Raw genomic sequence first — 25,890 nt, 5'->3', positions numbered from 1 at the left:
GGCTCAACCGGTGGTCGCGCCCTCCGCAGCGGAGCGCACGAGTCGGGAGTACTTGGCAAGAACGCCACGGGTATAGCGCGGGGGAAGCGGCTCCCAGCCAGAGCGGCGGGAGTCAAGCTCAGCCTCGTCGACGAGTAGGTCGAGAGTGCGAGCCGCGATATCGACCCGTATCAGATCACCATCGCGCACGAAGGCGATGGGACCAGCGTCCACCGCTTCGGGTGCTATGTGGCCGATGCACAGGCCGGTTGTGCCGCCTGAGAATCGTCCGTCCGTCAAGAGTAGTACATCTTTTCCGAGCCCCGCGCCCTTGATGGCCGCGGTGATGGCGAGCATCTCGCGCATGCCCGGGCCGCCCTTCGGGCCCTCGTAGCGGATCACCACGACGTCGCCTGCCTGGATCGCCCCGGCTTCGAGGGCGTCCATCGCCGCGCGCTCGCGCTCGAACACACGGGCCGGGCCCTCGAACACATCGGCGTCGAAGCCGGCGGACTTCACGACGGCGCCTTCCGGCGCGATCGAGCCGTGCAGGATCGTGATGCCGCCCTTGGCGTGGATCGGGTCGCTGAACGTGTGGATCACGGTGCCGTCGACCGGATCGGGGTCGAGGTCGGCCAGGTTCTCGGCGAGCGTCTTGCCGGTGACCGTGAGGGCATCGCCGTGCAGCAGTCCCTCGTCGAGCATGGCCTTCATGATGACCGGGATGCCGCCGTGACGGTCCACGTCGTTCATGACGTACTTGCCGAACGGCTTCATGTCGGCCACGTGCGGGACCTTGTCACCGATGCGGTTGAAGTCGTGCAGGCTCAGGTCGACATCGGCCTCGCGGGCGATGGCGAGGAGGTGCAGCACCACGTTGGTCGAGCCGCCGAGCGCCATCGCCAGGGCGATCGCGTTCTCGAACGCCTCCTTGGTGAGGATGTCGCGCGTCGTGATGCCCTGGCGCAGAAGGTTCACGACCGCCTCGCCCGAGCGGTGCGCGAAGTAGTCGCGGCGGCGGTCCGCCGAGGGCGGTGCTGCGGAGCCAGGGAGGCTGAGGCCGAGCGCCTCGGCGACGGAGGCCATCGTGTTGGCGGTGTACATGCCGCCGCACGCACCCTCGCCGGGAGCGATCGCGCACTCGATGCGCTTGAGGTCGGCCTCGCTCATCTTGCCCGCGAGACAGGCGCCCACGGCTTCGAACGAGTCGATGATCGTGACGTCCTTCTCGGTGCCGTCCGAGAGCTTGACCCAGCCGGGCGCGATGGAGCCGGCGTAGAGGAAGACGCTGGACAGGTCCAGGCGGGCGGACGCCATCAGCATGCCCGGGATCGACTTGTCGCAGCCGGCGAGGAGCACGGAGCCGTCGAGGCGCTCGGCCATGATGACCGTCTCGACCGAGTCGGCGATGACCTCGCGCGAGACGAGCGAGAAGTGCATGCCCTCGTGGCCCATCGAGATGCCGTCCGACACCGAGATCGTGCCGAACTGCAGCGGGTAGCCGCCGCCGGCGTGCACGCCCTCCTTGGCGCCCTGCGCGAGACGGTCGAGGCTCAGGTTGCAGGGGGTGATCTCGTTCCAGCTCGACGCGATGCCGATCTGCGGCTTGTCCCAGTCCGCATCCCCCATGCCGACAGCACGGAGCATGCCGCGCGATGTCGTGGCTTCGATGCCGTCGGTGACGACGCGGCTGCGGGGCTTGATATCGATGGTGTTGTCAGCGGGCGAATGGGGCTGGGCCATTCGCTCAGTCTATTGCCGCGCGGCGGATCGCTCTCCCGAGTGACGTGTTCCCCGCGTGCCGACCCGTTCGCCCGGCGCGACGTTCATCCGCGTACGCGCGTCCGCTCCGCCGCGAGCAGTGTCAGAAGGTCCGCGAGGGCGGCGATGTCGGGCACGCGCACCGCCGCCGTGGTCGGCCCGTCGCCGACGCGGACGCCGAGGTCGTGGGCGCCCAGGCTCGCCAGCGCGTCCTCGTCCGTGACATCGTCGCCGGCGAAGAGCACCGCCGTCGCGCCCACGCGCTCGCGCAGCTCGGCGATCGCGGAGTCCTTGCCCTCGTGGCGGAAGGCGAATTCGACGATGTTGTGCCCTGTCCGCCGGCGCCAGTGCGGCGCCTCCGCCGCGACGATATCGTCGGCGAGGCGGTTCGCCTCCGCAGCGGCCTCGGCCGTGGCCCGCCGGGTGTGGACGCCGAACCCGAACGTCTTCGGCTCGATCCAGACGCCGTCCAGCTTCGCCGTCGCCGCTTCGGCGTGCGATCGCATCGCGTCGCGGAGGGCGACATCCGCCTCGTCCTCGCCGTGGCTCTGCAGACCCTCGCCCGGGATCCAGAACTCGGCGCCGTGGGATCCGGCCAGCAGCACGCGGGACGCATCGTCGTGCTCGGCGATCACCCGCAGGTCGACAAGGCTCCGCCCCGAGACGAACGCCACGACGGTGTCGGGCGCGGCGACCACGGCGTTCACCGCGTCGCGCGCGGCAGGCAGCATCCGTGCATCCATCGGCTCGTCCTCGAGCGGCGACAGCGTGCCGTCGAAGTCCAGTGCGACGAGCAGGAGATCGGATGCCGCGACCCCGGCGATCGCGTCGCGCACGTCGTCCGCGAGATCGAGGCTCATCCGCGCGCCTCCGCCGATCGGTTCAGTGCGGGGAACCGGTTGCGCTCGCGTGCCGCGTCGAGGGCGTCGAGGAAGGACTGCGACCAGCGCGCGACATCGTTCTCCACCACCTTGCGGCGCAGCGCCCGCATGCGGCGGCCCTGCTCGGCCGAGGGCATCTCGATGGCGCGCATGATGGCGTCCTTCATCCCGTCGATGTCGTGGGGGTTGATGCGCACCGCACTCGGCAGCTCGTCCGCCGCGCCAGCGAACTCGCTGAGCACCAGTACGCCTCGGTTGTCGATGCGCGACGCGACGTACTCCTTGGCGACGAGGTTCATGCCGTCGCGGAGCGCCGTGACGAGCATGACGTCGGCGGCCAGGAACAGCGCCACCATCTCCTCCCGCGGGTAGGCCTGGTGGAGGTAGCGGATCGCGGTGTGCCCCATCGTGTCGTGGTCGCCGTTGATGCGGCCGACGGTGAGCTCGATCTCGTCGCGCAGCTGCATGTAGGCGGCGACCCGCTCGCGGCTGGGGCTCGCCACCTGCACGAGCGTCACGTCCTCGACCGCGATCTTGCCGTCCTCGAGCAGTTCACCGAACGCCTTCATCCGGTGGCGGATGCCCTTGGTGTAGTCCAGGCGATCGACGCCGAGCAGGATCTTCTTCGGGTTGCCCAGGCTCTCGCGGATCTCCTTCGCCCGCGCCCTCACGTCGTCCTGTCGGGCGAGCTCGATATACGACGACGCGTCGATCGAGATGGGGAAGGCCTTCGCGAGCGCCCGGCGGCTCGTACCGTCCGCATTCGGGACGGTGATGCCCGACGCCTTGGTGTCGTAGCGCAGCTGGCGACGCACGGCGCGGGCGAAGTTGCCGGCGTCGGCGACCCGCTGGAAGCCGATGACATCTGCGCCGAGCAGTCCTTCCAGCACCTGGCGGCGCCACGGCAGCTGCGAGTACAGGCCGTATGCCGGGAAGGGAATGTGGTGGAAGTAGCCGATCGTCAGGTCCGGACGGGCTTGGCGCAGCATCTGCGGCACGAGCTGCAACTGGTAGTCCTGCACCCAGACGGTCGCACCGTCCGCCGCCACAGCGGCCGCAGCCTCGGCGAAGCGCCGGTTCACCTTGACGTAGGCGTCCCACCAGACGCGGCGGTACCGGGGTTCGGCGATGACGTCGTGGTACAGCGGCCAGAACGTGTCGTTCGACATGCCCTCGTAGTACAGCTCGACGTCTTCGGACGTCAGCATCACCGGCACCAGATGCGTGCCCTCGAACTCGAAGGGGTCGACCTCGATGTCGGGCTGCCCGGGCCATCCCACCCACGCGCCGTCGGCCCGGCGCATCACCGGCTCGAGCGCGGTCACCAGCCCGCCCGGCGAGCGTCTCCAGCCTGGCTCGCCATCGGCGTCGACGACGCGGTCGACGGGGAGGCGATTGGCGACGACGACGAGTTCGGCGATTCGGCCGGGCGCGGGAGGGTGGGGCTCTGTCACGCGGGCTCCTGACGGTTTCGTGGACTCGGCAACGGCCCCAGGCTAACAGCGCCCTCATCCGGCCGACCGCCCTTGACGTGCGACGCATGCCCATGTCAAGGGGCGCGTCCGACACGACCGCCGCGCTAACGTGGCCTCATGCGCAAGTACCTCTTCGGCACCGGCATCCTCACCGCGTTCACCGGCGGGCTGACGCTGCTGAGGGGCCTCCGCGAGAACGAGCCGTTCACCTGGCGCATGGCGCTGGCTTGGCTCAGCTGGGGCATCTCGCTGGCGCTCGCGGTCGGGGCCATCGTCGATGTGCGCCGCGCATCGCGCGGCGCGGTCATCGCCAACGACTCCCCCGTCCACGGCCGCGAGAAGAAGCTCCTCAAGCGCCGCCTCGACCGCTGACGCTCGCCGCCGGGAAGCGCGAGAGGGTGGGTTTCCGCTCGTTCCCCGTGCGGAGACCTACCCTCTCGCGATTCCTCGCTGTCTCGGGGTCAGCGTGTGAGGATGAGCGCGTCGCCCTGGCCACCGCCGCCGCAGAGCGCGACCGCGGCTGTGCCGCCGCCACGGCGGACGAGCTCGTGCACCGCGTGGACGACGAGGCGGTTGCCCGACGCCCCGATCGGGTGCCCGATAGCGATGCCGCCGCCGTGCGGGTTGACGACGTCGTCCGCGAGCCCGAGCTCCGCCTGCGAACGGGCAACCACGGCCCCGAACGCCTCGTTGATCTCGACGAGGTCGAGGTCGGACGCGGCGATGCCCTGCTTGGCGAGCGCCTTCTCGATCGCGCGCGCAGGCTGCGCATGCAGCGAGTTGTCGGGCCCCGCGACCTGGCCCGAGGCACCGACGACGGCCAGCACGTTCCAGCCGTTCTCGTCGGCGTGGGAACGCGTCGTGAGCACGACCGCCGAGGCGCCGTCGGAGATCTGCGACGAGTTGCCCGCCGTGATCGAGCCGCCCTGTGAGAACGCGGGTCGCAGGCCCGCGAGGGTCTCGACCGTCGTCTCGGGTCGCACGCCTTCGTCCTTGGTCACCACGACCGGGTCGCCCTTGCGCTGCGGGATCTCGATCGGCACGATCTCGGCCTCGAACACGCCCTCCGCCTGGGCTGCGGCGGCCCGCTGGTGCGAGCGGGCGGCCACGGCATCCTGAGCCTCGCGCGTGATCTCGAACCGCTCGTTGTGGCGTTCGGTCGAAGCGCCCATGCTCTCGCGGTCATAAGCGTCGGTGAGCCCGTCGTACGCCAAGTGGTCGAGAACCTCGACGGAGCCGTACGCCCAGCCGTCGCGCGAGCCCATCAGCAGGTGCGGTGAGCGCGTCATCGACTCCATGCCGGCGGCCACCACGACGGTCGCGTCGCCCGCCCCGACCATGCGGGCGCCGTCGATGATCGCTGTGAGTCCCGAGAGGCAGACCTTGTTGACGGATCCGGAGTGCACCTCCCACGGGATGCCGGCGCCGACGGCCGCCTGCCGCGCGGGGTTCTGCCCGCTGCCGGCGGCGAGCACCTGGCCGACGAGCACGGCGTCGACGGCGTCGGCCGGGATGCCGCCCCTCTCGAGCGCGCCGCGGATGGCGGCGCTGCCGAGCTGCACCGCGGTGAGCGGAGCCAGCTGGCCCTTCAGTCGCCCCTGCGGAGTCCGCGCAGCGGCGACGATGACGACGTCGTCGTGGTTCATGCTTCCACCTTAAGTTCGTCCGAGACGAGGAGCTCCGGTTCGGTCGCGGCGACGACCTCCGCCACCGTGACGCCGGGTGCCGTCTCGACCAGCACGAGTCCGGCATCCGTCACATCGATGACCGCGAGGTCCGTGATGATGCGGTCGACCACACCGCGACCCGTGAGAGGCAGCGAGCACTCGTTCACGATCTTGGCCGACCCGTCCTTGGCGACGTGCTCCATCAGCACGATCACCTTCGCGGCGCCGTGCACGAGGTCCATCGCGCCGCCCGGGCCCTTCACCATCTTTCCGGGGATCATCCAGTTGGCGAGGTCGCCGGAGGCCGAGACCTGCATGGCGCCGAGGATCGCGGCGTCGATCTTGCCTCCGCGGATCATGCCGAAGCTCGTCGCAGAGTCGAAGAAGGCGGCTCCGGGAAGAGTCGTGACGGTCTCCTTGCCGGCGTTGATCAGGTCGGGGTCGACGTTCTCCTCCGTCGGGTAGGGCCCGACGCCGAGGATGCCGTTCTCGGACTGCAGCACGACCGTCACCCCCTCGGGCACGAAGTTCGGCACCAACGTCGGCAGCCCGATGCCGAGGTTGACGTACGAGCCGTCGGCGAGCTCGGCAGCCGCGCGCGCGGCCATCTCGTTGCGGTTCAGCGGCATGTCAGGCTCCTTCGGGCATCTCGCGCGAGGCGGCCTGCGCGACGCTGACCGTGCGCCGCTCGATGCGCTTCTCGATGTCGGATCCGACCTCGACGATGCGATGCACGTAGATGCCGGGGAGATGGATGCTGTCGGGATCGAGTTCGCCGGGTTCGACGAGCTCCTCCACCTGCGCGATGCAGACCCGCCCGGCCATGGCAGCGAGCGGGTTGAAGTTGCGCGCCGCCTTGTTGAAGACGAGGTTGCCATGACGGTCCCCCTTGAGCGCGTGAACCAGCGCGAAGTCGGTGACGATCGACTCCTCGAGCACATAGTCGCGAGGCGCGCCGGCGACGTCGAAGCTGCGCACATCCTTCACCGGCGAGGCCACTGCGATGCTGCCGTCGGCCGCGTAACGACGAGGGAGCCCGCCCTCCGCGACCTGGGTGCCGACCCCTGTCTGCGTGTAGAACGCGGCGATGCCCGACCCGCCCGCACGCAGCTTCTCGGCCAGCGTGCCCTGGGGCGTCAGCTCGAGTTCGAGCTCGCCCGAGAGGAACTGCCGCTCGAACTCTTTGTTCTCGCCCACGTAGGACGACGTCATCTTTCGGATCCGCTTGGCGTTCAGCAGGATGCCGAGGCCCCAGTCGTCCACGCCGCAGTTGTTGCTCACGATGCTGAGATCGCTCGTCCCCTGTGCGAGGAGCGCCTCGATGAGGGCGATCGGGTTGCCCGAGAGGCCGAACCCTCCCACCGCGAGCGAAGCGCCGTCGGGGATGTCGGCGACGGCGTCTGCCGCCGAACCCCTGGTCTTGTCGATCATTCTGCTCCTTTGCATGGTGCGGACATCTCATGCTCCGTCCGCGCGCGCTGCAGCGCCAGGGCGTCGCTTGCCATATGGCCACTGTGCGACGTACCGTCCATATTGTGGACAACGCAGCGAAACGCACCATCCCGGGGGCCCAGTCGATCGCGCGCGCCGCACAACTGCTGAGGCTGGTCACCTCCGGCGGCGACGATGGGATGGCGGTGGGAGAACTCGCCCGTCGCGCCGACCTCACTCGCCCCACGACGCACCGGCTGCTCACCGCGCTGCGCCAGGAGGGGCTGGTCGACCAGGACGACCGGACGGGACGCTGGATGCCGGGACCCGAGCTGTTCCTGATGGGCGCGGTCGCCGCATCCCGCTATGACGTGACGGGGATCGCCCGCGACATCGTGCGCTCGCTCGCGGTGCGCACCGAGGAGTGCGCGTTCCTCTCGGTGCGCCGGGGGGACGAGACCGTATGCCTGCTCCGCGAGGAGGGCAGCTTCCCCATCCGTTCGTTCGTCCTGTCCGAGGGCGTGCGCTTCCCGCTGGGCGTCGCCTCGGCCGGGCTCGCGATCCTGGCGTTCCTTCCTCCCCACGATGTGGACGCCTATTTCGAGCGTCATCCCGAGCTGTCCCAGGAATGGGGCGCCGCGCACAGCGAGCCGCGGCTGCGGACGCGGCTGCGCGACACGCAGGAACGCGGCTACGCCGTGAACCCGGGTCTCATCGTCGAGGGCTCCTACGGCATCGGCGCGGCGGTCTTCACGCGCGAGGGCCACCCGCAGTGGGCGCTGAGCCTGACAGGGGTGGAGTTCCGCTTCGGACCCGACCGCCTCCCCGAGCTCGGCCGCACCCTCCTGGCCCACGCCCACCAGCTGTCCACCCGCATCGCCGCGGGCCGCTGAGCCGTCACGCTCGCGCAGAACTCCGATGCCGTTTCCCTGTTGGAGGGGGGCATGTCTCGGCTATGGTGAGCGAGATCCGTCGCTCATGGGGATGCGATGGGCATTGCAGTATCCCTGGGGAGGGACACAAATGAAAATGCGCACAACGGTGCTGTCCGCGATCGCCGTAGCGGTGACCGCGATACTCGTCTCGATCGGCGGAGCCGCAGTCGCGGACGACCTCGTGGTGGACGGCGACACCATAGCCATCGGGACGCAGACCGATATCGACTTCGGTACTCTCGCGTGCGGCGCGAGCGCGACGAGACAAGTGGCGCTCTACGTCAAGAGCAACGGCCACTCCGGCAGCTCCGGGCAGCAGGTCTTCATGAACGACAGCTTCGTCGACGTGACTTCGACCACTTCCGCCCCGGTGTCGGTGACCGTCGCACCAGGAACGGCGGGTGACATCAAAGTGCCCACGAACTGGCAGGGTACCGCGGCCTATCCCAACAACACCCTGACGCCGACCGGTGCGACTGCCACGCTGGCGCCGAACACCTCGGTCGCCGGCGACTTCACCGGCACGGTGTCGTTCGCGGGAACAGGCATCAACGGCAGCGGCCAGGGCATCTCGGTCGGTCCCGTTCAGCTCACCGTCCGCTGGAAGGTCGGTCCCTGCAACGTCGCGACCGCCACCACGACGACCGTCTCATGTCCGGCCTCGATCGTCTACACCGGTTCGGCTCTCACACCCTGCACGGCGACCGTGACCGGTGAGGGCGGGTTCACGCAGACGCTCTCGGTGACGCACGCCGCCAACACGAATGTGGGCACCGCCACCGCGGCAGCCGCGTTCGCCGGCGACGCGACCCACAAGCCCAGCAGCGGGGATGCGACGTTCGAGATCACCAAGGCGTCGTCTACGACGACAGTGGAGTGCCCGGCGTCCGTCACCTACACGGGCTCGGCCCTCACGCCCTGCACGGCGACGGTGACCGGCGCATCGCTGGCACAGGAGCTGGCGCCGACGTACCTCGACAACACGAACGCTGGCACGGCGACGGCCTCGGCGACCTACGGCGGCGACGCCAACCACACCGGCTCGACCGACGCGACGACGTTCGAGATCCTGGCCGCGGCGGCGAGCTGCGAGGTCACCGGCTACACCGGCGAGTACGACGGTGACGCCCACGGCGCCACCGGGTCGTGCACGGGCCTCGGCGGCGCAGACGTCAGCGCCGGGCTCGACCTCGGCGAGTCCTTCACGGACGTGCCGGGCGGCACGGCCCACTGGTCGTTCGACCTGGCGAACTACGCCTCGCAGTCCGGATCGGTCACGATCGGCCTCGACAGGGCCGCGTCCTCCATCTCGCTCGTGTGCTCCGACACCGTCTACACGGGCGCCGCGCAGGAGACGTGCTCGGCGACCGTCACCGGTGTCGGCGGGCTGTCGGAGGATGTCGCTGTGATGTACACCGCGAACACGGATGCGGGCACCGCGACTGCGCAGGCGATCTACGGCGGGGGCGTCAACCACAAGGCGAGCGAGGCGTCCACCACGTTCGAGATCGCCAAGGCGGCGTCCACCACGAAGATCACCTGCACCGAGCCGAACGCGTACACCGGCACCGAGATCACTCCGTGCACGGCCCGCGTCACGGGTGCCGGCGGATTGGACGAGACCTTCACGCCGACGTACGTGAACAACGTCGGAGCGGGGATCGCCTCGGTGTCGTTCCCGTACACGGGCGACGCCAACCACGAGCCGAGCCAGGACGAGACGACCTTCGTGATCGACAAGGCGTCTTCGTCGATCACGCTGGCCTGCCCCGCCTCGGTCGTGTTCACCGGTGCGCCGCACACGCCCTGCACCGCCACCGTCTCGGCCGTCGGCCTTGCCGACTTCGCCATCGACGTGAGCTACATCGACAACACCGAGGCGGGCAGCGCATCGGCCTCTGCAGCGTGGGCGGGTGACCAGAACCACGTGGGAAGCAATGTCACCGGCGGCTTCCAGATCGCCAAGGCGCCCTCGGCCACGGTGGTGACCTGCCCGACAGCGGCGATCCCCTTCACCGGCTCGGCGATCACACCGTGCACCGCACGCGTGACCGGGGCCGGCGGGCTGGATCAGGCGCTGACGCCGGTCGTGTACGCGAACAACACGTCGGTGGGCACCGCGACGGCCTCCGCCGTGTATTCCGGTGACGCGAACCACCTGGGCAGCACCGGCTCGGCGAACTTCGAGATCTCCGCGTGGACGCTGAACGGCTTCTACAAGCCGGTCGACATGGGAAGTGCGGTCATCAACATCGTGAAGGGCGGGTCCACGGTGCCGCTCAAGTTCACGGTGCTGGCGGGGGCCACCGAGGTCACCGAGCTCGCGACGCTCAAGGCGAGCTTCGTCGTGAAGGGCGTCAGCTGCGATCCCACCGATGCCACGAGCGACGATCTGCTCGCCACCACCGGTGGAACCACCCTGCGCTATGACACGTCGGCGCATCAGTGGATCCAGAACTGGCAGACCCCGAAGACGGCAGGCAAGTGCTACACGGTCGTCATGACGACTGCCGACGGGTCGCAGCTGAGCGCGCAGTTCAAGACCAAGTAGCGGTGACGTCCGCCGCTGCGGCGGATCGCGGGCAGCGATCCGCCGCAGCGACTCACGGCCTGATGGGCGTGGTCGCCGCAGCGAGCTCCTCGCGAGCGGCGGCGGCCACGACATCCGCGCCCGCAGGCGACATCACGATCGTGTAGTGGTTGAAGCCGTCGACCCGCTCGTGCGCCACGCGGGGATAGGCGGCGAGCAGCCGATCCAGGTGTGCGGGCGCGTACAGCCCGGGCGGCTCGTTCTGCAGGCCGCGCGGCACGGTGAGGAGACGGGCGGGATGCTGCAGCCCGGCCAGCGCCTCGGGCAGTGCTGTGCCGGCGTTCATGTCGAGCGTGTCGTCGGCGGTCGTCGCGTAGCTCGTCGCCGGACGGAACGCCCCCGCGCCGTCGCCGACGAGGTCGTACGCCAGATACCGCTCCAGCTCAGGCGTCCACGCGCCGTCGAACGCGGGATGCCGCCGCCAGAAGTCGAGGTACTCCCCCGCGTTCGCGAACCTCATCGACAGCCGCGTCGCGGTCGGTCCGAGGATGCCGGCGACGAGCTCGTCGGTGCTGAGTCCCGCCGGGACATCGAGGGGCAGCCCGCCGTCGACGAGGAGCAGCCTCGACACGCGCTCCGGGTGCCGGTGAGCGAGCACGACCGAGACGAACGCGCCCATCGAGTGGCCGACCACAAGCGTCCGCTCGATCCCGAGGGCATCGAGCAGCGCTGCGAGGTCATCGGCATGCGCGGCCATCCCCGCCGGGCCGACGATGCCGTTGCTGCGACCGCGGCCTCTCAGGTCGGGCGCGACGACGCGAACCCCGGGCAGGCGCTCCACGACGAAGGGCCACGCGAGGTGCGAGGCTGTGACGCCGTGCACCACCAACGCGGTGGCCGCGTCGGCGTCGGCATCCGACGGCTCCCACACGGCCGCGTGCAGCATCCCGCCCGCGACCGGAACATCGATCTCGCGGTAGCGGTGTCCCGCCTCCGTCGCGCTCACCGGGCCGTCCATCCGCCGTCCATCGTGTACGAGGCGCCGGTGACCATGCCGGCCTTGTCGGAGGCCAGCCACCCTGCGAGCGAAGCGACCTCGTCGGCCTCGACGAGCCGCTTGACGGCGCTCTCGGTGAGCATGATCTTCTCGACCACTTCGCTCTCGGGGATCCCGTGCACCTTCGCCTGGTCGGCGATCTGCTTCTCGACGAGCGGTGTGCGCACGTAGGCGGGGTTGATGCAGTTGCTCGTGACGCCGTGCGGCGCGCCCTCGAGGGCGGTCACCTTCGACAGGCCCTCGAGGCCGTGCTTGGCCGAGACGTACGCGGACTTGAACGCGCTCGCGCGCAGGCCGTGCGCGCTGGAGATGTTGATCACGCGCCCCCAGCCGCGCTCGTACATCCCCGGCAGCGCGGCGCGGATCAGCAGGAAGGGCGACTCCAGCATCAGGCGCACGATCAGCCGGAACGCCTCGGGGTCGAACTCCGGGATCGGCGCGACGCGCTGGATGCCCGCGTTGTTCACGAGGATGTCGACGTCGAGGGTCAGGTCGTCGAGCGCGCTCGTGTCTGCAAGGTCGACCACCCACGACTCGCCGCCGACGGCGGTCGCAGCCTCGGCCGCGGCATCCGCATTGAGGTCGGCGATCACGACGTGCGCACCGCGCGACGCGAACTCGTGCGCGCAGGCCAGGCCGATGCCGCTCGCGCCGCCCGTGACCAGGGCGCGCTTGCCCGCGAGGTCCTTCTCTGCCATCACGCTTCCTTCTCTCGGTCGCCGCTGCCCGCTCGCGGGGCGAGGGCGTTGTCGATGAATCGGGTCATACCGGCGAACACCACCGGGTCGAGCTGCGCGGGGGGCTTGCCGTCGGCGTCGCGCTCCCACAGCAGGAACCGCATGCCGATCAGCTCGCCCATGCCCATCAAGGCCCACGCGGTGGTCTCGGGGTCGAGGCCGCGGTCGACATCGCCTGCCGCCTGTGCGGCCCGCAGACCCGCCTCGTATCCCTCGACGATGCGTGTGTAGTGCGTACGGAGAACCTCGGGCGACACGAACTCGGCCTCGCGCACCACGCGGTACAGCGCGGGGTGCTCGGCCGTGAACCGGAAGAACCCTGCGAAGCCCGCACGCTCGGCCTCCAGGCGAGAGGATGCCCCGGCCATCGCCTCCGACATGGAGTGCCGTACCCGGCGGTTGAGGTCGAGCACGAGCGCTTCGAAGATCGCCTGCTTGCTGTCGAAGTAGAGGTAGAAGGTGCCGAGTCCGATGCCCGCGCGCTCGGTGATCTTGACGATGGATGCCTCGTGGTATCCCTGCTCGGCGAACACCAGCTCCGCCGCCTCGAGCAGCCGACGCCGGGTCGCCTCGCCCCGTTTGGTCAGCGGTCGGCCGGTCGCGGACGAGACCAGCGCCTCCTCGTGGTCGACCAGTTCATCGGACATACTCATCGGGTCTCCCCCCTCGTGGGCGCGCCGGTCGCGGCCCGCCCGTTCTCCCCGTCGGCGCGCTCCGACGAGCGCGCCACCAGCACCCGAGCCCGATCGCGCAGTCGCGAGCGGGCGAGCTTCTCGATCGACGAGCGCGGCAGCTCGTCGACCAGCTCCACATGCACGGGCACCTTGAACGCGGCGAGGTTGCGGCGGGCGTGAGCGAGCAGCTCGTCCGCCGAGACCGCCGCTCCGAGGGCGGGCACCACGAATGCGACGCCCCGCTCCCCCCACACCTCGTCGGGCACGCCGACCACGGCCGCGGCCGCGACGAGCGGATGCAGGCACAGCGCGTACTCGACCTCGGCCGGGGCGACGTTCTCGCCGCCCGAGATGAAGATGTCCTTGAGGCGGTCGACCACCCGGAAGACGCCGTCGGCATCACGAGACACCAGGTCGCCGGTACGCAGCCAGTCCCCGCTCATCGCTCGTGCCGTCGCCGCATCGTCGCCGAGGTAGCCCGCGAACACGCTGGGGCCGCGCACCCAGAGCTCGCCGGTGGCCTCGCCCTCGAGCGGAAGCTCCGACGCCGGGTCGACCACGCGCACCGAGACGTGCGGGTACGGACGCCCTACGGCACCCGGCGCGCGGGCGGCCTCAGCGGCAGGGAGATGCAGCACGTTGGGTGCCGCTTCGGTGAGTCCGTACCCCTGCGTCAGGGGCATGCCGCTCGCCGTCCACGCCTCCTGCAGCGATGCCGGCATCGTCGCGCCGCCGACCAGGGCGAGCCGCAGGGATGCCGCGGGCATCGTCGTCTCCCATTCGCGGTCGCTCGCGAGCATCGCGTACTGCGTCGGCACGCCCATCATCGCGGTGACGTGCCGGTCGGCGATGAGCTGCAGCACGCGGGTCGGCTGGAAGGAACGCTCGAGCACGACGGTGGCTCCCACCCACCAGGCCAGCAGCGGCTGGCAGTTCCACGCGGCGACGTGGAACTGCGGCAGCATCGCGAGCACGACGTCGTCCTGGCCGAGCGGCAGCGCCTGCGCGAGCGCGAGGTTGTTCCAGAAGCAGTTCGCGTGCGTGAGCACGACGCCCTTGGGGGCCGCCTCGCTCCCTGACGTGAAGATCACGAGCAGTGGGTCGTCATCGCGCACCGGCCGTCGCCGTCGAGGGTTCGCCGCGCGAGGGGCGGAGCTCTCCACCCCTGTCGTACCCAGCAGCGCGACCGGCGCCGCCACTGCCGCGACGCGCAGCGCCTCGCCGGCGAGCGCGGCATGCTCGTCCTCGATCAGCACCAGCGCAGGCTCGGCGCGGGTGAGCACATCGGCGAGCTCCCGCGGCGTGAGCCTCCACGAGAGCGGCACGAACGCCATGCCCGAGATCGCGCAGGCGAAGAACGCCACGACGTGATCGGTCGAGTTGCCCGACACGGTGGCGATGCGATCGCCCGGACCGTAGCCGGCCCGGCGCAGGGCGTCTGCGAGTTCCGTCGCACGGGCTGCGAGCGTCACGTAGTCGGTCGTCACGCCGCGGTCGTCGATCGCGATGCGCTCGGGTGAGCGGGTCGCACGGTCGACGATCCAACGGCCGATCGTGTGCGGCCCGTCGTCGATGTCGGGATCGGCGGTCGAGGTCATGCGCCCACCCGGTCTGCGGCGGTGGGCTCTTCTGCCGCCTCGTCGGTGTCGTCGAGCCGGCGCAGCGCATCGCGCACCCTCTCACCGCGGCGGCGGCGGACGGCGGCGTCGATCGTGCCGGCGATGCCCCCCGGAAGGAACATCACCACGACGATGAACAGCACGCCGAAGAGGAACAGTGGCTCCGAGAGCGGCACGCGCAGCACGTCGGGCAGCCCGGCGATCGCTTCGGATCCGGCGAGAACCGTCAGTCGCTGATCGAGCAGCGTGTAGAGCACACCGCCAACGATCGCACCCCATCGGAACCCGACGCCACCCAGCACCACCATCACGAGCACGGTGATCGTGAGGTCGGCCGACACGGATCGGGGCACCGTGCCCGACTGCAGCAGCATGTAGGCGACGCCCGCGAGGCTCGCAAGGCCTGCGGCGATCACGAAGACGATGAGCCGGACACGGTACGGCGACAGACCGAGCACGCGCACGCGCTGCTCGTTCTCGCGCGTCGCGCGGGCCAGGTGACCGAGGCGCGAGGTGTCGACCCACAACGTCACGAGGTACACGATCACCAGGACGCCGAGGGCGAACCAGTAGAGGTTCCGCGTGTTCACGACGCCGATGAGGAAGTCCGGCACTTGATCCGTGTTCAGGCTCAGTCCCTCCTCCCCGCCGGTGATCTGCGAGTTGCGGCGCACCAGCACCGAGCCCGCCTGGGCGAAGGCCAGCGTCACCATGGCGAACGGGATGCCCGACACCCGCATCGCCACCGCGCCGGTCACCAGGGCGATGATCATGCCGCCGATCAGGGCGATGAAGACGCCCGGCCACAGCGGCACGCCGAAGTGCTCGAGGGCGATGCCGAGGCCGTACGCGCCGGCGCCGAAGTAGAGGGCATGCCCGAACGACAGCATCCCGCCCGATCCGAGCAGCAGGTTGTACGACAGCGCGAGCGCGGCGAACACCATGCAGAGCGACAGCAGCGCCAGCGTCCCGGGCATGTACGTCGGGGTCGGCAGGACTCCCGGGAGCGACAGGTTGAGCAGCGGCAGCACCGCCATGAAGACCACCAGAGCGATGCCGACGATCGCGGGGACGAAGCGACGCACGCGAGGGCGCGGGACATCGCCTCCCGGTCGCCGAGCCTGTCGAGGGGTCATGCCTTCCTCCCGAGGAGTCCGCTCGGGCGCACCAGCAGCACGAGTGCCAGGAGGATCACGACGATGAAGTCGCCGGTGCCGCCGAGGTAGAAGTTCGCGAACTGCTGGAGCACCGCGACGAGCACCGACGCCACGGCGGCGCCGGTGAGCGATCCGAGCCCGCCGACGACCGTGACGATGAACGCGAAGATCAGCAGCGTCTGTCCGAGGTGCGCCGAGACGAACGTCGAGTAGTGCATCGCCAGAACGCCGCCGATGCCGGCAGCGGCGCCGCCGATCGCGAAGACGAGAGTGAAGGATCGCCGCACATCGATGCCGAGAGCCGTGACCATCGAGCGGTTCTCGACGCCGGCCCGGATGATCATGCCGTAGCGGGTCTTCTGCAGGAACAGTACGAGCGCGGCCAGCACGAGGACGGCGGCGACCATGAGCACCCAGTATGTGTTGGGGATGCGGGCGCCGAGCACCTCTGTCGTCTGCTTGAGCCACGGCGGTCCGGCGATGTGGATCGGGTCGGTGCCCCAGATCCCCTCGAAGAGCGCGACGGCCGCGAACGAGAGACCCACCGTGACGAGTACCTGCTCGATGTGGCGTTCGTACAGCGGGCGGATGAGCACGAGCTCGGTCAGGGTCGCGAAGACCGCGCCGACCGCGGCGCCGGCGATCACCGACAGCAGGAAGGACCCCCACGATGCGGTGCCGAGCGCCTGCGCCACCATCCACCCCATGAAGGCGCTCAAGGTGAGGAACGCACCGTGCGCGAAGTTGAGCACGTGCATGAGTCCGTAGATGAGGCTGAGGCCGCTCGCGACCAGGAAGTACAGGGCGCCGAGGCCGACGCCGGTGATGAGGGTCAGGACGAGGGTGCTCATGCGGCGTGCTCCACGTGGACTCCGAGGAGGCGGCGGGTGAGGTCTTCGTCGTCGAGGATGTCGCGTGCCTTGCCGACGTGGGCGACGCGTCCGCCCGCGATGACGATGGCGTCGTCGGCGAGCCGCCGCACGACCTCAAGGTTCTGCTCGACGAGGAGGATCGGGACGGTCTTGGACGCCTCCTGCAGCGCGTCGGCGACCTCGGTGACGATCTTCGGCGCGAGGCCCTTGGTGGGCTCGTCGACGAGCAGCAGGATGTTGTCGTTTATCAGCGCGCGAGCCACAGACACCATCTGCTGCTGGCCGCCCGAGAGCGTGCCCGCCTGCTGGTCCCGCCGCGCGACGAGATCGGGGAAGAGCTCGGCCACGAACTCGCGGCGAGGCTGCCGCTGCCGCTCCGCGAGGGCCAGGTTCTCGGCGACGGTGAGCTTCGCGAAGACCTCGCGGTCCTCGGGTACGTAGCCGACGCCGCGGCGCACGATGCGATGGGTGGGCAGTCCGTCGATACGCTCGCCGGCGAGGCGGACCTCGCCGCGGCGCGAGATGAGACCGAGGATGCCCCGGAGCGTCGATGTCTTGCCGACGCCGTTGCGGCCGAGGACCGCGGTGATGCCGGTGGCCGGGACGTCGAACGAGACGTCCTCGACGACCTGCTGGCCCGCGATGGAGCAGCGCAGGTCGCGCACCGTGAGGACGGGAGCGACCGAGGCTCGCCCATCCGGGGATGCCGCGCTCATGCGGCCTCCGTTCCGGCCGACCCGGTGCCGAGGTATGCGCTTTGCACGAGAGGGTTCTCCATGATCCGCTGGGGGGTGTCGTAGGCGATGATCGTGCCGAAGTACATGACGGCGACCTTCTCGACGAGCCCCATGAGCACGTCGATGTGGTGCTCGACCATCAGCAGCGTGCAGCCCTTCTCGCGCTGCATGGCCCGGATGTTCTCGACGAGGCCGGGCACATCGCCCGAGCCGACGCCGGCCATCGGCTCGTCGAGCAACACGATGCTCGACTCCGTGGCCAGCAGCACCGCGATCTCGAGCTTCCGCTTGTCGCCGTGCGAGATGTCCCCGGCCATCGCGTCGCGCATGTGGCTGAGCCCGACGACGTCGAGCTTGCCCAGTGCCAGCTCGGTGGCGGCATCCGTCCGCCGAGGGAAGCGCAGCAGCGACCCCGAGCCGCCGAGCGACACCTGAGCCGCGAGGCGCACGTTCTCGAGCACCGTCAGCTTCGGGAAGAGGCTCGCCGTCTGGAAGGTGCGCCCCAGTCCCGCTCGCGCTCTCGCCGGCACCGACGCCGTCGTGATGTCCCGGTCGTCCAGCACCACGCGGCCGGACGTGGGCTTCATCAGCCCGGAGATGACGTTGAACAGAGTGGTCTTGCCGGCGCCGTTCGGGCCGATGACTCCCACCAGGGACCCGGCGGCGATGTCGAGTTCGACGTCTTTGAGGATCGTCGCGCCGCCGATCTGAAGGCCGAGGCCCTCGATGCGCAGCGGGGAGCCGCGGCGCGCGGCGTCGGCGACGGGCGGCGCGGACGGGACGGTCTTGCTCATGGGCGCGGTGCCTCTCGTTGTACCTGGTCGTAGAGCGACGAGCGCAGCGAGCAGACGAGACGTGTCGCCACGCGGGGTGCCGTCTCGCTGCGCTCGTTCGCCGACATGGGTCGCCGGATGCCGTTACTCGGCCTCGGCCGGCGCCACGTCATCGGCCGAGACCGTGTCGACGAGCTCGGGCACGAACGTGCCGTCCTTCGCGACGAGCTTGGCCTGGTACATCTCCTGGATGAGGGCGTGGTCGCTCTCGCGGACCGTCATCGCGCCCTTCGGCCCCTCGAACTCGAAGCCCTCGAGCGCGGACACCATCGCGTCGACGTCTCCCTGGCCCTCCTTGATCGCCTGGACGATCATGATCGCCGCGTTGAAGCCATCGGGGCTGAACAGGTCGGCCGTGCCGCCCGCGTCCTCGATCGCCTCCACCATCGCGGTGTTGACGTCGTTGTCGGGAGCTCCCGGGAAGTAGTGGTTCAGGAAGTTGATCTTCTCCGATGCCTCGCCGTAGGCGCCGAACGTCGCCGAGTCGCCGAGCCCGGTCACGACCGGGATCTCGTCGAGGACGCCCTGCTGGCTCATCGCCTGCCACATCGCGCCCGATGTCGCGCCGGCCCACGCGACGAACACGAGGTCGGGGCTGCCGGCGAGCACCTGCTGCGCGAACGGCGTGAACTCGGTGGCGTCCTCCGCGACGAGCACCGAGTTGACGGTGGCGCCCTTGCCGCCGAGGATCGCCTCGACGGCGGCGACGTTGCCCTGTCCGAAGGCGTTGTCCTGGGCGAACACGGTCACCGTCTTGCCCTCGATGTCGTCGAGGAATGTGCCCGCGGTGGCGACATCCTGCGCGCTCTGACGGCCGGAGCGGAACGTGTAGTCGTTGATGCCGGTGATCGCGTCGGCGGCGGCCGGGCCGGAGATGTACAGCACCTTGTTCTGCTCGGCCTGTTCGGCGACCGCGAGCGCCACGCCCGACGACGCCGTGCCGGCGATGATGTTGACGCCCTCGCCGATGAGCTCCTTGACGGCGGTGACCGCCTTGTCGGGGTCTCCCGCGTCATCGCGGTTCTCGATGGTGATGGTCGTGCCGTCGATCTCGCCCGTGCCGTCGGTGGCGTAGTCCAGGCCGGCCTGGAACCCGTCGAGGTACTGCTTGCCATACCCGGCGAGCGGACCGGATTCGCTCGTGACGATGCCGACGGTGACCTCTTCGGGTCCGCCTCCGTCGGTGGACTCCCCGCTCGGCTCGGCCGACGGCGCGCACGCCGCCAGGGCCAGCGCTGCCGTGACGACCACGGAGCCCAGGAGCAACTTCTTCGTAACCCGCATGTGCGTGCCTTTCCCCATTGGAAGGATCTGGTGCCTGGAACCGGTGCTTCGTCTCAAACATGAGATCCGATTCAGGTTCTTGCAATCTAGGAAACGCGCGGCCCCGGCGCAAGTCGAGGGGCATGTCGCCGAGGTGTCGTTATCCAATCGGGACGTGGGCTGATTTGGATACCGCAGGTATATACCAGCGGTATGCTTGTTCGGTGACACACGATCAGGACATCGAGACCCTCATCGTCGCCGCCCACGCGCTGACCCGCGTCGCGGCGCTCGAGACAGCGAACGAGACACCCGCTGCGCAGTGGCGCACCCTCACGATCCTCCGCGACCATGGCGCGCTGAGGGTCGGTGAGCTGGCCCGCCTCAGCCGCGTGACGCAGCCCGGCATGACCCGGCTCGTCGGCCAGATGACCGAGCACGGGCTGGTCGCGAAGACGGCGGATGCCGCGGACTCGCGCGCCACGGTCGTCGAGGTGACACCGCTCGGCCTGGAGGCGCTGCAGACATGGCTGCTGCAGCTGACCGCCGCGCTCGCGCCGCACTTCGACGACCTCGAGCCGGCGGAATGGGCCGCACTGCGGACGACGGCCGCCGTCCTGACGCGCAAGCTCGACCGTACGCGCACGTTCCCCGTCGTGGACGCCGCGGAGGCGGCCCGATGAGCGCGCACGGCGGTACGGCTGTCTCGGTGTGGCGTCAGCCCGCGCAGGTCTGGGCCGTCGCGTTCGCCTGCGTCGTGGCCTTCATGGGCATCGGCCTGGTCGACCCCATCCTTCCCGCCATCGCAGAGTCGCTCGAGGCGAGCCCCGTGCAGACGGAGCTGCTCTTCACGAGCTACCTGCTCGTGACCGGCCTGGCGATGCTCGTCACCAGCTGGATCTCGAGCCGCATCGGCGCGAAGGCGACCCTCCTCATCGGTCTCGCCCTCATCGTCGCGTTCGCGCTGCTGTGCTCCCTGAGCGGCAGCGTCGATGCGATCATCGGCTTCCGGGCAGGCTGGGGCCTCGGCAACGCACTGTTCATCTCGACCGCGCTCGCGACCATCGTCGGTGCGGCATCCGGCGGGAGCAGCGCCGCCATCGTCCTGTACGAGGCGGCTCTCGGTCTCGGCATCGCGATCGGCCCGCTCCTCGGCGGCGTCCTCGGCGAGCTGAGCTGGCGCGGCCCGTTCTTCGGCGTCGTCGTGCTCATGGCGGTCGCCTTCGTCGCGGTGCTCGTGCTGCTGCGCGGACCCGCCGAGAAGCCCGTCCCCGTGCCGCTGTCCGCGCCGTTCAAGGCGCTGCGCATCCCATCGCTCGCGGTGCTCGCCGTGACCGCGCTGTTCTACAACATCGGCTTCTTCGTGCTGCTGGCGTTCTCGCCGTTCCCGCTCGGCTTCGGCGCCATGGGAATCGGCTTCACATTCTTCGGCTGGGGTGTGGCGCTGGCGATCACGAGCGTGTGGGTCGCGCCCCTGCTGCTGCGGTTGCTGGCACGGACGACCGTGATGCTGCTGACTCTGCCGCTGCTGGCGATCGATCTCGTCGTTGCCGGCATCCTCGTCGATGACGCGACGGCGCTGGTCGTCTGCATCATCGTCGGCGGGCTGCTGCTCGGCATCATGAACACCGTGCTGACGGAGTCCGTCATGGAGGCGACCGACCTCCCCCGCTCCGTCGCGTCGTCGTCGTACTCGGCCGTCAGGTTCCTCGGTGGTGCCGCCGCTCCCCCGCTCGCCGCCTGGTTGTGGCACGCCTACGGTCCGACGGTGCCGTACCTGTTCGCCGCGGCATCCATCGTGGTCGCCACCGCGACGATCCTCTTCGGCCGACGGGCCCTCGCCCGCATCGACGAGCGCGAAGCGGATGCCGCCGACGAGGCCGCCGCCGTGCTCGTCGGCGACGCTGCCTGAGACGTCCACCGGTCGCAGCGCACGCCACCGCGACGGCAGAAGGGCGGTTCGTGAGGACCGCCCTTCCTGGTGCTCACCGTTCGGGCCTATCCCGTCATGCGCAGACGCTTCGGGAGCGGCCCGCTGGGTTCGCGCGACAGGGCGGGAACGGTGCGCATCAGCGCCGCGCGCAGCCACACGAGGGCGGCATCCTCGTCGTCCCGCGGATGCCAGTAGACGCACTCCGTCATCGGGATCGTGAAGCCCTGGGGCAGCTCGAAGATCGAGAGATGCAGCGTGCGAGACGCCTTGGCGGCCAGCATCCGGGGCACCAGCGCCACCATCTCGGTGCCCGACACGAGCAGCGGGAGTGACGCGAGACCGAAAAGACGTGCTCCGACCACGTGCTCGATGCCGGCACGGCGGAGAAGGTCCTGCACGTTGTCGCGGTCGGGGTCGTTCAGATACGCGATCGCGTGAGGCAGTTCTGACAGGCGGGCGATGCTCGGCTCCGGTGCGGACAGAGCCGCATTGTCGGGATCGGCGATCAGGACGAAATCGTCGGTGAACAGTTCCTGGCTGTGACCCGAGATGTTGAACCCGACCGGGCCGACGATCAGGTCCACCCGGCTGTACGGGCTGAGCGTTCCGTCGCGCTCCGGCTGCGGCACGAAGTCGACGGACGCCCGCGGCGCCTCTGCCGAGAAGGTCCGCAGCAAAGGCCCGGCGAGGATCGCCGTCATGTAGTCGGTGGCGCCGATGACGAAGCGGCGTTCCGTCTCAGCGGGGTCGAACGACTCCTTCCGGTCGATCACCGGTTCCAACTCGGCAACGGCGCGACTCACCGCAGGAAGCAGATCCCGCGCGAACGGCGTCAGCTGCATCGTGCGGCCGGCGCGCACCAGCAGGTCGTCGTCGTAGTGCCGGCGCAGCCTGGCCAGCGCGGCCGACGTCGCCGGCTGGCTGAGATGCAGCCGCTCGGCCGCGCGGGTCACGTTCCGCTCCTCGAGCAGCACCAGGAGCGGACGCAGCAGGTTCAGGTCGAACGTCGCCATTGGGCTCCAACTATCCATCGCATGGATACCACGCATGCTCGATTGCAGATTGCATGAATACTACGCCGCTGAAACCATGGAGCGTCGCGCGCCGGGGCGCGGCATCCACTTCACCGGTGAAGGAACCAGCACCCTCATGGCCGAGACGATCAGTACGCACACTTCAGCCCAGGCGGCGCCGACCGCTGAATTCCGACGGGGATGGCCGACGCTCGTGTTCAGCACGATCGGCGCGGCGGTCGGGCTCAGCTCGCTGGGCTACATCCTCGGCACGATGGTCGTGCCGCTGCAGGCGGAGTTCGGATGGGGCCGAGGCGAGATCAACCTCGCGTCGCTGGTCAGCTCTCTCGGACTCGCGGCGGCCCTTCCCTTCGTCGGTCGGTTCCTGGATCGGCTCGGTGTCAAGCGCGTCGCCCTCGTCTCGATCCCGCTCTTCGTGCTGGTGCTGGTCATGATCGGCCTGTTCACCTCGAATCTCGCGACGTTCCTCACGTTCTACGCTCTCGCGGGAATCCTGGGCGCCGGCACTTCGGCGGTGACGTACTCCAAGGCCGTGGTCGACAAGTTCGACAGGCGCCGCGGCATCGCGCTCGGCATCGTCGCGGGCGGCCTCGGCGCAGCAGGCCTGTTCCTGCCACCGCTCATGGGCATCGTGATCGCCGACAACGGCTGGCGCGCGGCCTACCTCACGATGGCTCTGCTCGGCGCGCTGCCGTTCGTGCTCGTCTTCTTCGCCCGTCTGAGCGCGCCGGCGTCCGTCGCCGCCGTCGACCGCTCCACCCTGCCGGGCCTCACCGTCGCCGCAGCGCTGCGCAACCGCGCCTTCTGGAGCCTGTGCGTGGTGTTCTTCCTGCTCGGCTGGGCGCTGCTCACGATGGTGCCGCATTTCGTGCCGCTGCTGATCGACTCGGGGGTCGACCCCGTGCGGGCCGCGTTCCTGTCGTCGTTGGTGGGCGTGGGAACCGTCATCGCCCGGCCGCTGATCGGCTGGCTGTTCGACCGGTTCTACGCCACGTACGTCGCCGTTCCCCTCTTCCTCGCCGCCGCGCTCGGATGCCTTCTCCTGCTGTGGGCAGGCCCAAGCGCCGCTCCCCTGACCGCGCTCCTCATCGGCATCGGATTCGGCGCCGAGATCGACCTGATGGGGTACCTGAGCTCGCGGTACTTCGGCCCGCGAGCCTTCGGCATCCTGTACAGCATCGTCTACAGCGTGTTCATGATCGGAAGCGCGTTCGGCCCGGTCACCGCCGGCTTCGCGTTCGACGCCACCGGCAGCTACGACATCCCGCTCATCACGGCCGCGACGATGATGGTGGTCGCCACCGTCATCCTCCTCACGCTGCCGCGCTTCGCCAAGGAGAAGACCGAATGACCGACGCCCCGCAGATGCAGCAGCTCGCGGAAGGTGTCTGGGCGTATGTCCAGCCCGACGGCGGGTGGATGATCAACAACACGGGGCTCGTCGACGACGCGAACGGCGCCACGAGCATCGACGTCACCTCGACGGCCGAGAGGACGCGCGCGTACCTGGATGCGGCCGCGGAGGTCGCGTCTTCGCCCATCCGGCGGGTGGTCCTCACGCACTCCCACCCCGATCACTGCAACGGCGCCTCGCTGCTGCCTGACGCCGAGATCATCGCGCATCGCCGGGTCGCCGATGACCTGCGCGCTCCCCACCGGCTCGCACCGCACATCTTCACGCCGTTCGTGCAGGGCGACGTCACGCCGCGGCTCCCGACCGTCGTGTTCGACGATCGGCTGACGATCGCGCCCGAAGGGCGGCGGATCGAGGTGCGGCACCCGGGGACGCCGGCGCACACGACGGGCGACTCGTACGTCTGGCTGCCCGGGGAGCGGGTGCTCTTCACCGGCGACCTGGTCTTCCACGGCGGCACGCCGTTCGCGGTGTCGGGGTCGCCCGCCGGCTGGCTGCGCGCCCTGGAGCAGATGGCGGCGCTGGAACCCGAGATCGTCGTGCCCGGCCACGGCCCGGTCGGCGGGCCGGAGCTGTTCGCTCCGGTCGCCGACTATCTGCGGTTCCTGATCGACGCTGCGGCGGACGCCCGCGCTCGCGGACTCTCCCCGCTCGAGGCGGCACGCCGCCTCGACCTGGGTCGCTTCGCGGAACTGGCGGAGAAGGAGCGGATCGTGGGGAATCTTCATCGCGCGATCGCCGAAGCAGAGGGTGGGGAGCCCGATATCCCGGCCGCCTGGCAGGACATGTACGAGTACAACGGCGCACAGCCGCTGGAGTGCCACGCCTGACGCGCTCAGGCCGACAGAGGGGACACCCGAATGAGAATCGCCCGCTGGAGTCATGACGGGATCGTCGACGAGGGGTTCGTCGTCGGCGATCGGGTCGTCGCCTTCCCCGATGGCCTGACGGTCACCGATGTGCTGACGGAGGGCCTGGATGCCGCCCACGCGGCGTTCGCACGGGTCGAGGCGAGCACCGGCGCACCGCTCGCGGACGTGCGGCTGCTCGCGCCCCTGGTGCCGGCATCCGTCCGCGACTTCGTCGCCTTCGAGGAGCACGTCGAAGGGGTGAGCGCCGGCGTCGAGGGCAAGAGCCACGTGGCCGACGAGTGGTACGAGGCGCCGACGTTCTACTTCACGAACCCTCACACGATCCTCGGTCCCGACGACGTGCTGCACCCTCCGGTCACCGACCGGCTCGACTTCGAGCTGGAGGTCGCCGTGGTCGTCGGCGGAACGCGCGACCTCGGCGAGTCGAACCTGACCGTCGAGGATGCGGCATCCGTCGTCTTCGGCTACACGATCATGAACGACTGGTCCGCCCGCGACCTGCAGGGCCGTGAGATGAAGGTGCGCCTCGGGCCGGCGAAGGGCAAGGACTTCGGCACGGCGCTCGGTCCATGGATCGTCACGGCCGACGAGCTCGAGCCCTACCTGGACGCCGACGGCTTCCTCGCCATCCGCGCCGAGGTCTACGTCAACGGCGCGCTGATCGGCGAGGACCTCGTCTCGAACGCCGGGTGGCCGTTCCCCGAGTTCGTCGCCTACGCGTCGCGCAACTCGCGCGTGGTTCCCGGCGACGTGCTGGGCAGTGGCACCGTCGGCAACGGCGGCTGCCTCGGCGAGCTGTGGGGCCGCAACGGCGGTCTCGTGCCGCCGCCGCTGCAGGAGGGCGATGAGGTGCGCATGGTGGTGGAGGGCATCGGCGAACTCGTCGGCACGGTCGGCGCAGCGGTGCCTGCCCCCGCCGTCTCCCACGCACGCCCGCGCCCGCGGCTTCGGCACCGCGAGTCCGACACGCACTGACGCGTTCCCGGTCGAGGCGGCGGCTTCGACACCGCTAGGCCGACGCGCAGTGAC

24 protein-coding genes are annotated in these 25,890 nt (G+C 69.9%); 8 read left to right on the top strand and 16 right to left on the bottom strand.

Annotation, left to right across the window (positions count from 1 at the left end; genetic code table 11):
• Positions 1 to 3: 3 nt before the first annotated feature.
• The 3 genes from ilvD to Q9R08_RS05790 form a co-directional block, all read right to left on the bottom strand.
• On the bottom strand, positions 4 to 1,722 hold the full coding sequence (gene ilvD / locus Q9R08_RS05800; protein ID WP_308866933.1) for a dihydroxy-acid dehydratase: 1,719 nt from the start codon (positions 1,720 to 1,722) through the stop codon (positions 4 to 6).
• 83 nt (positions 1,723 to 1,805) lie between these two features.
• Entirely contained in the window at positions 1,806 to 2,600 is a 795-nt protein-coding gene (otsB, locus tag Q9R08_RS05795; protein ID WP_308866931.1) for a trehalose-phosphatase, read from the bottom strand.
• A complete protein-coding gene (locus Q9R08_RS05790) occupies positions 2,597 to 4,075 on the bottom strand; it encodes an alpha,alpha-trehalose-phosphate synthase (UDP-forming) (RefSeq protein ID WP_308866930.1) in 1,479 nt (492 codons plus the stop codon). The genes otsB and Q9R08_RS05790 overlap by 4 nt, the downstream gene beginning before the upstream one ends.
• A 138-nt stretch (positions 4,076 to 4,213) precedes the next feature.
• Between Q9R08_RS05790 and Q9R08_RS05785 the strand changes: the two genes are divergently transcribed.
• The gene (locus Q9R08_RS05785; RefSeq protein WP_308866929.1) at positions 4,214 to 4,468 is read left to right on the top strand and encodes a hypothetical protein; all 255 of its coding nucleotides are present in this window, start codon (positions 4,214 to 4,216) and stop codon (positions 4,466 to 4,468) included.
• A gap of 89 nt (positions 4,469 to 4,557) precedes the next feature.
• On the opposite strand, the gene Q9R08_RS05780 is transcribed toward Q9R08_RS05785, so the two are convergent.
• Genes Q9R08_RS05780 through Q9R08_RS05770 form a run of 3 tightly spaced genes read right to left on the bottom strand, consistent with a single transcriptional unit; the run spans position 4,558 to position 7,194 of the window.
• Positions 4,558 to 5,742: an acetyl-CoA C-acetyltransferase gene (locus tag Q9R08_RS05780; RefSeq protein WP_308866928.1), complete on the bottom strand. Its 1,185-nt coding sequence runs from the start codon at positions 5,740 to 5,742 to the stop codon at positions 4,558 to 4,560.
• Positions 5,739 to 6,392 carry a 3-oxoacid CoA-transferase subunit B gene (locus Q9R08_RS05775; RefSeq protein ID WP_308866927.1) on the bottom strand — a complete coding sequence of 218 codons (654 nt, stop codon included), beginning with the start codon at positions 6,390 to 6,392 and terminating at the stop codon, positions 5,739 to 5,741. Before Q9R08_RS05775 ends, Q9R08_RS05780 begins: the two co-directional genes overlap by 4 nt.
• A 1-nt stretch (position 6,393) precedes the next feature.
• Positions 6,394 to 7,194, bottom strand: coding sequence for a CoA transferase subunit A (locus Q9R08_RS05770; RefSeq protein ID WP_308866926.1), 801 nt, complete (start codon positions 7,192 to 7,194; stop codon positions 6,394 to 6,396).
• 74 nt (positions 7,195 to 7,268) lie between these two features.
• Here Q9R08_RS05770 and Q9R08_RS05765 point away from each other — a divergent pair, with 74 nt between their 5' ends.
• Positions 7,269 to 8,087, top strand: a complete 819-nt coding sequence (locus Q9R08_RS05765) for an IclR family transcriptional regulator (protein ID WP_418001317.1) — start codon at positions 7,269 to 7,271, stop codon at positions 8,085 to 8,087.
• Positions 8,088 to 8,217: 130 nt separating this feature from the next.
• Positions 8,218 to 10,680 (top strand): PxKF domain-containing protein, encoded by a 2,463-nt coding sequence (locus Q9R08_RS05760; protein ID WP_308866923.1) that lies wholly within the window; start codon positions 8,218 to 8,220, stop codon positions 10,678 to 10,680.
• 52 nt (positions 10,681 to 10,732) lie between these two features.
• Here the strand turns inward: Q9R08_RS05760 and Q9R08_RS05755 are convergent, their stop codons facing one another.
• From Q9R08_RS05755 to Q9R08_RS05715, 9 genes are all read right to left on the bottom strand, one after another.
• A complete protein-coding gene (locus Q9R08_RS05755) occupies positions 10,733 to 11,665 on the bottom strand; it encodes an alpha/beta hydrolase (RefSeq protein ID WP_308866922.1) in 933 nt (310 codons plus the stop codon).
• Positions 11,662 to 12,414 carry a 3-hydroxybutyrate dehydrogenase gene (locus Q9R08_RS05750; protein WP_308866921.1) on the bottom strand — a complete coding sequence of 251 codons (753 nt, stop codon included), beginning with the start codon at positions 12,412 to 12,414 and terminating at the stop codon, positions 11,662 to 11,664. The genes Q9R08_RS05755 and Q9R08_RS05750 overlap by 4 nt, the downstream gene beginning before the upstream one ends.
• The gene (locus Q9R08_RS05745; RefSeq protein WP_418001316.1) at positions 12,414 to 13,106 is read right to left on the bottom strand and encodes a TetR/AcrR family transcriptional regulator; all 693 of its coding nucleotides are present in this window, start codon (positions 13,104 to 13,106) and stop codon (positions 12,414 to 12,416) included. Before Q9R08_RS05745 ends, Q9R08_RS05750 begins: the two co-directional genes overlap by 1 nt.
• Positions 13,103 to 14,725: a class I adenylate-forming enzyme family protein gene (locus Q9R08_RS05740; RefSeq protein ID WP_308866919.1), complete on the bottom strand. Its 1,623-nt coding sequence runs from the start codon at positions 14,723 to 14,725 to the stop codon at positions 13,103 to 13,105. The genes Q9R08_RS05745 and Q9R08_RS05740 overlap by 4 nt, the downstream gene beginning before the upstream one ends.
• Positions 14,722 to 15,882: a branched-chain amino acid ABC transporter permease gene (locus tag Q9R08_RS05735; RefSeq protein WP_418001315.1), complete on the bottom strand. Its 1,161-nt coding sequence runs from the start codon at positions 15,880 to 15,882 to the stop codon at positions 14,722 to 14,724. Before Q9R08_RS05735 ends, Q9R08_RS05740 begins: the two co-directional genes overlap by 4 nt.
• Entirely contained in the window at positions 15,879 to 16,754 is an 876-nt protein-coding gene (locus tag Q9R08_RS05730) for a branched-chain amino acid ABC transporter permease (RefSeq protein WP_308866918.1), read from the bottom strand. The genes Q9R08_RS05735 and Q9R08_RS05730 overlap by 4 nt, the downstream gene beginning before the upstream one ends.
• Positions 16,751 to 17,491 (bottom strand): ABC transporter ATP-binding protein, encoded by a 741-nt coding sequence (locus tag Q9R08_RS05725; RefSeq protein WP_308866917.1) that lies wholly within the window; start codon positions 17,489 to 17,491, stop codon positions 16,751 to 16,753. Before Q9R08_RS05725 ends, Q9R08_RS05730 begins: the two co-directional genes overlap by 4 nt.
• On the bottom strand, positions 17,488 to 18,306 hold the full coding sequence (locus Q9R08_RS05720) for an ABC transporter ATP-binding protein (protein ID WP_308866916.1): 819 nt from the start codon (positions 18,304 to 18,306) through the stop codon (positions 17,488 to 17,490). The genes Q9R08_RS05725 and Q9R08_RS05720 overlap by 4 nt, the downstream gene beginning before the upstream one ends.
• Positions 18,307 to 18,429: 123 nt before the next feature.
• Positions 18,430 to 19,629, bottom strand: coding sequence for a substrate-binding domain-containing protein (locus Q9R08_RS05715; protein WP_308866915.1), 1,200 nt, complete (start codon positions 19,627 to 19,629; stop codon positions 18,430 to 18,432).
• A gap of 203 nt (positions 19,630 to 19,832) precedes the next feature.
• Here Q9R08_RS05715 and Q9R08_RS05710 point away from each other — a divergent pair, with 203 nt between their 5' ends.
• Both Q9R08_RS05710 and Q9R08_RS05705 read left to right on the top strand, forming a co-directional pair.
• On the top strand, positions 19,833 to 20,291 hold the full coding sequence (locus tag Q9R08_RS05710; protein ID WP_308866914.1) for a MarR family winged helix-turn-helix transcriptional regulator: 459 nt from the start codon (positions 19,833 to 19,835) through the stop codon (positions 20,289 to 20,291).
• A complete protein-coding gene (locus Q9R08_RS05705; protein ID WP_308866913.1) occupies positions 20,288 to 21,520 on the top strand; it encodes an MFS transporter in 1,233 nt (410 codons plus the stop codon). Before Q9R08_RS05710 ends, Q9R08_RS05705 begins: the two co-directional genes overlap by 4 nt.
• 86 nt (positions 21,521 to 21,606) lie before the next feature.
• Here Q9R08_RS05705 and Q9R08_RS05700 read toward each other — a convergent pair whose 3' ends face one another.
• Positions 21,607 to 22,554 (bottom strand): LysR family transcriptional regulator, encoded by a 948-nt coding sequence (locus Q9R08_RS05700; RefSeq protein ID WP_308866912.1) that lies wholly within the window; start codon positions 22,552 to 22,554, stop codon positions 21,607 to 21,609.
• A gap of 76 nt (positions 22,555 to 22,630) precedes the next feature.
• Between Q9R08_RS05700 and Q9R08_RS05695 the strand changes: the two genes are divergently transcribed.
• From Q9R08_RS05695 to Q9R08_RS05685, 3 genes are read left to right on the top strand one after another with little or no spacing between them, the layout of a single operon-like run.
• Positions 22,631 to 23,926 (top strand): MFS transporter, encoded by a 1,296-nt coding sequence (locus tag Q9R08_RS05695; protein WP_308866911.1) that lies wholly within the window; start codon positions 22,631 to 22,633, stop codon positions 23,924 to 23,926.
• Entirely contained in the window at positions 23,923 to 24,819 is an 897-nt protein-coding gene (locus Q9R08_RS05690; protein ID WP_308866910.1) for an MBL fold metallo-hydrolase, read from the top strand. Before Q9R08_RS05695 ends, Q9R08_RS05690 begins: the two co-directional genes overlap by 4 nt.
• Before the next feature lie 30 nt (positions 24,820 to 24,849).
• Positions 24,850 to 25,836 carry a fumarylacetoacetate hydrolase family protein gene (locus Q9R08_RS05685; protein WP_308866909.1) on the top strand — a complete coding sequence of 329 codons (987 nt, stop codon included), beginning with the start codon at positions 24,850 to 24,852 and terminating at the stop codon, positions 25,834 to 25,836.
• Positions 25,837 to 25,890 lie beyond the last annotated feature (54 nt).

It is taken from the genome of Microbacterium psychrotolerans, assembly GCF_031085295.1.
Classification (GTDB): Bacteria; Actinomycetota; Actinomycetes; order Actinomycetales; family Microbacteriaceae; genus Microbacterium; species Microbacterium psychrotolerans.
Note: the sequence above shows the minus strand (reverse complement) of the source record. Positions and strands in the feature narration are given on the sequence as shown.

Bases quoted from the DNA above. Each gene is read 5' to 3' on its own strand.
- ilvD (WP_308866933.1), bottom strand. From the start codon at position 1,722: ATGGCCCAGCCCCATTCGCCCGCTGACAACACCATCGATATCAAGCCC.
- otsB (WP_308866931.1), bottom strand. From the start codon at position 2,600: ATGAGCCTCGATCTCGCGGACGACGTGCGCGACGCGATCGCCGGGGTC.
- Q9R08_RS05785 (WP_308866929.1), top strand. From the start codon at position 4,214: ATGCGCAAGTACCTCTTCGGCACCGGCATCCTCACCGCGTTCACCGGC.
- Q9R08_RS05780 (WP_308866928.1), bottom strand. From the start codon at position 5,742: ATGAACCACGACGACGTCGTCATCGTCGCCGCTGCGCGGACTCCGCAG.
- Q9R08_RS05775 (WP_308866927.1), bottom strand. From the start codon at position 6,392: ATGCCGCTGAACCGCAACGAGATGGCCGCGCGCGCGGCTGCCGAGCTC.
- Q9R08_RS05770 (WP_308866926.1), bottom strand. From the start codon at position 7,194: ATGATCGACAAGACCAGGGGTTCGGCGGCAGACGCCGTCGCCGACATC.
- Q9R08_RS05765 (WP_418001317.1), top strand. From the start codon at position 7,269: ATGGCCACTGTGCGACGTACCGTCCATATTGTGGACAACGCAGCGAAA.
- Q9R08_RS05760 (WP_308866923.1), top strand. From the start codon at position 8,218: ATGAAAATGCGCACAACGGTGCTGTCCGCGATCGCCGTAGCGGTGACC.
- Q9R08_RS05750 (WP_308866921.1), bottom strand. From the start codon at position 12,414: ATGGCAGAGAAGGACCTCGCGGGCAAGCGCGCCCTGGTCACGGGCGGC.
- Q9R08_RS05745 (WP_418001316.1), bottom strand. From the start codon at position 13,106: ATGAGTATGTCCGATGAACTGGTCGACCACGAGGAGGCGCTGGTCTCG.
- Q9R08_RS05740 (WP_308866919.1), bottom strand. From the start codon at position 14,725: ATGACCTCGACCGCCGATCCCGACATCGACGACGGGCCGCACACGATC.
- Q9R08_RS05735 (WP_418001315.1), bottom strand. From the start codon at position 15,882: ATGACCCCTCGACAGGCTCGGCGACCGGGAGGCGATGTCCCGCGCCCT.
- Q9R08_RS05730 (WP_308866918.1), bottom strand. From the start codon at position 16,754: ATGAGCACCCTCGTCCTGACCCTCATCACCGGCGTCGGCCTCGGCGCC.
- Q9R08_RS05725 (WP_308866917.1), bottom strand. From the start codon at position 17,491: ATGAGCGCGGCATCCCCGGATGGGCGAGCCTCGGTCGCTCCCGTCCTC.
- Q9R08_RS05720 (WP_308866916.1), bottom strand. From the start codon at position 18,306: ATGAGCAAGACCGTCCCGTCCGCGCCGCCCGTCGCCGACGCCGCGCGC.
- Q9R08_RS05715 (WP_308866915.1), bottom strand. From the start codon at position 19,629: ATGCGGGTTACGAAGAAGTTGCTCCTGGGCTCCGTGGTCGTCACGGCA.
- Q9R08_RS05705 (WP_308866913.1), top strand. From the start codon at position 20,288: ATGAGCGCGCACGGCGGTACGGCTGTCTCGGTGTGGCGTCAGCCCGCG.
- Q9R08_RS05700 (WP_308866912.1), bottom strand. From the start codon at position 22,554: ATGGCGACGTTCGACCTGAACCTGCTGCGTCCGCTCCTGGTGCTGCTC.
- Q9R08_RS05695 (WP_308866911.1), top strand. From the start codon at position 22,631: ATGGAGCGTCGCGCGCCGGGGCGCGGCATCCACTTCACCGGTGAAGGA.
- Q9R08_RS05690 (WP_308866910.1), top strand. From the start codon at position 23,923: ATGACCGACGCCCCGCAGATGCAGCAGCTCGCGGAAGGTGTCTGGGCG.
- Q9R08_RS05685 (WP_308866909.1), top strand. From the start codon at position 24,850: ATGAGAATCGCCCGCTGGAGTCATGACGGGATCGTCGACGAGGGGTTC.